The sequence below is a fragment of the Inquilinus sp. NPDC058860 genome (genome assembly GCF_042743185.1).
In the GTDB taxonomy this organism is placed as follows: Bacteria; Pseudomonadota; Alphaproteobacteria; order DSM-16000; family Inquilinaceae; genus Inquilinus.
This window is the reverse complement of record NZ_JBHYMS010000028.1, coordinates 79402-84803: the sequence shown is the minus strand read 5'-3', so window position 1 is coordinate 84803 and position 5402 is coordinate 79402. Positions and strand designations below refer to the sequence as shown.

Below are 5402 nucleotides of genomic sequence, written 5' to 3'. Positions count from 1 at the left end.
GCCCCCTCCCCCTACCCCCCTCCCGCAAGGGGAGGGGGGACTCGATTGGGGATGGCCCTGCCCCGCCCATCAGCCCCTACCCGGCCAGGGCCTGCCGCACGGCGTCGGCCAGGTCGCCCTGCGGGTGGGTCGACTGCTCGCCGGACGACAGGTTCTTCAGCACGGCCGTGCCGGCGGCGATCTCGGTCTCGCCGGCGATCACGGCCAGCCGAAAACCCTTCTTGTCGGCGTATTTCAGCTGGTCGCCGACCTTCCTGCCCTCGGTGTACAGCTCGGTCGCGATGCCGCCGGAGCGCAGCGCCGTGGCCAGGCCGAGGTAATAGGGCAGCTGCGCCCGGTCCATCACCGTCACCAGCACCGGGGCCGGGGTGGCGGCGCCGGGCTTCAAGAGGCCGGCGTCGAACAGGCGCGACAGCAGCCGGGTGACGCCGATCGAGATGCCGACGCCCGGCAGCTTCGCCTTGGTGTAGTTGCTGGCCAGGTCCTCGTAGCGGCCGCCGGAGCAGATGCTGCCGACCTCCGGGTTCGCCACCAGCTGGGTCTCGTAGACCGTGCCGGTGTAGTAGTCGAGGCCGCGGACGATGGCGAGGTCGATGCGCCAGCGATGCGCCGGCACCTGGAAGGCGGCGAGGCCGTCGGCCACCTGGCCCAGCTCGTCCAGCCCCTCGCGGTAGAGATCGCCGCCCTCGATCGCGCGCAGGTCGGCGATGGTCACCGGGCGGGTGACGAGGTCGACGATCCGCGCCGCCGTGCCCGGGTCGATGCCGGCCTGGGCGGCGAGGTCGGCCAGAGTGCGCTCGCGGCTGACCTTCTCGATCGCGTCGATCACCTTGAGCGCCGCGCCGACGCCCTCGGCCGTGAGGCCCTGGTCGAGCAGATAGCCCTGCAGCAGCTTGCGGTTGTTGATGCGGATGACGAATTCGCCGATGCCGATGCGGGCGAAGATGGCGTTGATGACGCAGGGGATCTCGGCGTCGTTGAGCAGGCCCAGGCTGCCGTTGCCGATGACGTCGATGTCGGCCTGGTAGAATTCGCGGAACCGGCCGGCCTGGGGCCGCTCGCCGCGCCACACCTTCTGGATCTGGTAGCGCCGGAACGGGAAGGTCAGCCGCGCCGCGTTCTGCGCCACGTAGCGCGCGGTCGGCACGGTCAGGTCGAAATGCAGCGCCATGTCGGTCGAGGGATCCTCCCCCTCCCCCGCCGCCAGGCGGGACAGGGCGTAGATCTCCTTCTCGACGATGCCCTTGGCGGTCAGGATCTCGCGCCGCTCCACCGCCGCGGTCTCGATCGGGGTGAAGCCGTAGCGCTCGTACTCCTCGCGGATGATGCGCAGGACGCGATCCTCGACCAGCTTCTCCTCCGGCAGCCATTCCGGGAAGCCGCTGATCGGCTGGGGCTTGATGATTCGGGTCTCGGACATGGCGGTCATCTTCCTGGAGAGTGTGGCGGTTTAGCCGATCGCGCCGCCGCCGTCACCCGCGGGGAATCGGAACCGGACCTGCGCCCCGGACGTTTCGCACGGCGACGAGACGACACGGAGAGCCCCGGATGCGTTCCTTCCTTGCCCTGGCCTGCCTGGCCGCGACTGCCGGCTGGGCGGGCACCGCTTCTGCCGCCAACATCGAGCCCGGCACCTATGCGGCCAGCGGCGGCGCCGCGATCCGCCTGCTGGTGGAGCCGACGCAGGACGGCAGCGTCGCCTTCCTGCTGCACCGGTCCACCCGCGGCGGCATCTGCCTGATGTCCGGCATGGCGAAGCCGGTGGGCGACACCATCACCTGGACCAGCAACACCGGCGCCGCGCTGGCGATCCGCTTCGACGGCCGCGGCGCCACGATCGACACGGCGAACGCGCTGCCGAAGAACTGCGACGGCGCGCCCCGCATCGCCGGGACCTATGTCTATGACAGCCCGGCGATCGAGTTCGACCGGGCCGAGATCGGCGCGGTGCAGAGCGCCCTGAACGGGGCGGGCTATCGGCTGGGCCAGGTCGACGGGGTGCTGGGCCAGCGCAGCCTGGCCGCGGTGCGCGACTATCAGCAGAAGAACAGCCTGCCCCCGGACAACGGGCTGACGGTGGAGACCGTGGCCCATCTCGCCAGCGGCGGCCGCGCCGTCGCCGCCACGCCGGGCGCGCCGACCCCGACCACGCCGCCGGCCACCCCGCCGGCCCAGGGCGACGCCGGCGCCGCCGCGCCCGCCCAGACCGACACCGCCGCGGCGGCGCCGCCGACCGCCCCCACCCCGGACACCCCGCCGCCGCCCCTGCGCTGGCTGAGCCCGATCCCCGACCGGCTGATCCCGCTGCTCGAGTCGCGCTACGCGCCGATGGTGGCGCCGGCGGTGATCAACTGGCGCGACGCGCCGTTCCAGGTGGCCGAGATGGAGCTGGACGAGAAGCCCGGCCAGCTGACCCCGGACGTGATCGTGTTCTGGAACGACGCCAAGCACTGCGACGCCAATGGCTGCCCCTGGGAGATCCTGGCCGAAGGCTCGCAGTCGCTGACCCCGGTCGCCGACGGCAAGGCGCACGACCTGGGCCTGGCGCCGAGCTACAGCGCCGGCAAGCGCGACCTGCTGATCGACGGCAACCGGCTGTTCCGCTGGACCGGCAAGGGCTGGGCGCCGGAGTATTACAAGCCGGAGAAGGTCAGGTAAGGCACCCGTCCGCGGCCGCTACTGGCGTGGCCGTCTGATGGCGGTTTCTGCGCTTCCGGTGCTCACGGACTCAAACGTCCGCTGCGCTCCGGTTCTCGAAACCACCACCAGCCGACTCACGCCAGCGCAGCCTCGAACGGGCGCCCCGGGCTGCCCTGGAGGCGCCATACCAGCTGGTCCAGCCGGTCGGCGCCCCAGAAGCCCTCGCCGTCCAGCAGGAAGAAGGGCGAACCGAACACGCCCTTCGCCGCCGCCGCCTCGGTCTCGGCGCGCAGCCGGTCCTTGATCTCCGGCCGCTGGATCGCGGCCGCGGTCTCCGCCTCGTCGAGGCCGAGCCCGGCGGCGATCCGGGCCACCGCCTCGGGCGCCGCGATGTCCTCGCCGCGGCCCCAATGCGCATCGTAGAGCGCGGCGGCGAGGTCGTGCGCCAGGGCCGGCCGGTCGTCGGCCAGCCACCAGACCGCCCGCGACGGCGCCAGCGCCGCGATCGGCCATTGCGCCGGCAATGTGAAGGGCACGCCGAGGAAGGCGGCGAAGCGCGCCGCGTCCCGCTCCAGATACGGCCCGCGCACCGGCAGGTCGCGGATCGGCTGGGTGCCGATCCGCTTCATGATCGGGCCCAGCAGCACCGGCTTCCAGACCACGGTCCGGCCGTGGCGTGCGGCCAGCGCGTCGATCCGGGTGGCGCCGAGATAGCCGTAGGGGCTGGCGAAGTCGAAATAGAACTCGATCGGCGACGGCATCCGGCCTTCCTCCCGCTGTTCGCCCGAGCCTAGATCGGCGACGGACCTGCGGCCACCTTCCGTTTAAGATGGCGGAGACGAACGGACGGACACCGATGTCGATGACACCGCCCCGAGGGGACCACGGCGCGCGGGGCGACCTGGCCACGCTGGCCCGGGTCATGCCCTATCTGTGGCAGGGCGAGAGCTGGGGCGTGCGCTTCCGCATCCTGGCCTGCGTGGCGCTGGTGTTCCTGTCCTCCTTCGCCGTGGCGCTGGTGCCGCTCCTGTTCTCCCTGGCGATCGACGCCTATGCGGGGAAGGCGAACGCCTGGGCGGTCGGGGCGATGGGCATCATCTCGGCCTATGCCGTCGCCTCCTGGATCGGGCGCATCCTGGGCGAGATGCAATACGCCGCCTACGGCCCGATCGAGCACCGGCTGGTCAGGCGGCTGAGCCGCACCTTCTTCACCCATCTGCACGGGCTGTCGCTGCGCTTCCATCTCGGCCGCCGCACCGGCGCGGTGAGCGAGGACCTCGGCCGCGGCCTGTCGGGCATCCGCGAGCTGATCTACGACGTCGCCTTCCGCATCCTGCCTCTCCTGATCGAGATCGCCGCCACCTGCTTCATCCTGCTGGCGCATCTGCCGCCCTTCTACGCCCTGGTCACCGCCGCCACCCTGGCCGCCTTCGCCTGGGCCATGACGCTGGGCGCCGACAGCCTGCGCAGCACGATCCGGACCATGAACCGGGAGAGCAGCAGCGCCCATGCCGTCGCCATCGACAGCCTGATCAACTACGAGACGGTGAAGTATTTCGGCGCCGAGGGCGCGATCGGCCGCCGCTACGACGAGCGGCTGGAGGAGGTGGAGCGGCTGGCCGCGCGCGGCCTGGCGCTGCGCAGCCTGAACGGCATCGCCCAGATGACGGTGCTGAGCGTCGGCCTCGCCGTGCTGCTGATCCTCGGCGGCCAGGCGGTGCAGGCCGGCACCATGTCGGTCGGCGACCTGGTGCTGCTGAACACCTATTTCGTCCGCCTGGCCCGGCCGCTGGAGCAGTTGAGCCGCCTGTACCGGGTGATCCGCAACTCGCTGGGGTCGGTCGAGCAGATGTTCGCGCTGCTGGACGAGGCGCCGGAGGTGACGGATGCGCCGGGCGCCTTGCCGCTGCCGCCCGGACGCGGCGCCCTCGTCTTCGAGCATGTCTCCTTCGCCTACGATCCGCGCCGGCCGATCCTGCGCGACGTCTCCTTCACCCTGCCGGCCGGGCGGACGGTCGCCGTGGTCGGCGCCTCGGGCGCCGGCAAGTCGACCATCGCCCGGCTGCTGTTCCGCTTCTACGACCCGTCCGAGGGCCGGATCCTGATCGACGGCCAGGACCTGCGCGAGATCACCCAGGCCTCGCTGCGCGCCGCCATCGCCGTGGTGCCGCAGGACACGGTGCTGTTGAACGAGACGCTGTTCGACAACCTGGTGTTCGGCCGGCCCGAGGCGACGCAAGAAGAGGTCGAGGCGGCGGCCCGGATCGCCCAGCTCGACCGCTTCGTCGCCGGGCTGCCGGACGGCTGGGACACCCGGGTCGGCGAGCGCGGGCTGAAGCTGTCGGGCGGCGAGAAGCAGCGCGTCGCCATCGCCCGCGCCGTCTTGAAGCAGCCGCGGCTGTTCATCTTCGACGAGGCGACCTCGTCGCTCGACAGCGCCACCGAGCAGGCGATCCAGGAGCGGCTGGCCGAGGCCTCGCGCGGCACCTCGACCCTGATCATCGCCCACCGGCTGTCGACAGTGGTCCATGCCGACGAGATCCTGGTGCTGGACCGCGGCCGGATCGCCGAGCGCGGCAGCCACGGAGTGCTGCTGGCCCGGGACGGGCTCTACGCTGCCTTGTGGCAGCGGCAACATAGAGTCGCCGAGCCTGCAGCCGAGTGAGGCGTAGGTTGGGTTCGCGTCGCGAACCCAACACCCCCACCCCCCAAACTTTGGGTGTGGGGGCGCGCCCCCACCCAAAACCAACCCCCCCAAAAAA

At 71.6% G+C, this 5402-nt stretch carries 4 protein-coding genes; 2 read left to right on the top strand and 2 right to left on the bottom strand.

Annotation, left to right across the window (positions count from 1 at the left end):
- Nucleotides 1-76: 76 nt before the first annotated feature.
- A complete protein-coding gene (hisS, locus tag ACFW16_RS20010; protein ID WP_380308194.1) occupies nucleotides 77-1420 on the bottom strand; it encodes a histidine--tRNA ligase in 1344 nt (447 codons plus the stop codon).
- Nucleotides 1421-1548: 128 nt separating this feature from the next.
- On the opposite strand from hisS, the gene ACFW16_RS20005 reads away from it, so the two are divergent.
- Nucleotides 1549-2658 (top strand): peptidoglycan-binding protein, encoded by a 1110-nt coding sequence (locus ACFW16_RS20005; protein WP_380308192.1) that lies wholly within the window; start codon nucleotides 1549-1551, stop codon nucleotides 2656-2658.
- Nucleotides 2659-2774: 116 nt separating this feature from the next.
- Here ACFW16_RS20005 and ACFW16_RS20000 read toward each other — a convergent pair whose 3' ends face one another.
- A complete protein-coding gene (locus ACFW16_RS20000) occupies nucleotides 2775-3401 on the bottom strand; it encodes a 2-hydroxychromene-2-carboxylate isomerase (RefSeq protein ID WP_380308190.1) in 627 nt (208 codons plus the stop codon).
- Between the two features lie 101 nt (nucleotides 3402-3502).
- On the opposite strand from ACFW16_RS20000, the gene ACFW16_RS19995 reads away from it, so the two are divergent.
- A complete protein-coding gene (locus ACFW16_RS19995; RefSeq protein ID WP_380308188.1) occupies nucleotides 3503-5305 on the top strand; it encodes an ABCB family ABC transporter ATP-binding protein/permease in 1803 nt (600 codons plus the stop codon).
- Nucleotides 5306-5402 lie beyond the last annotated feature (97 nt).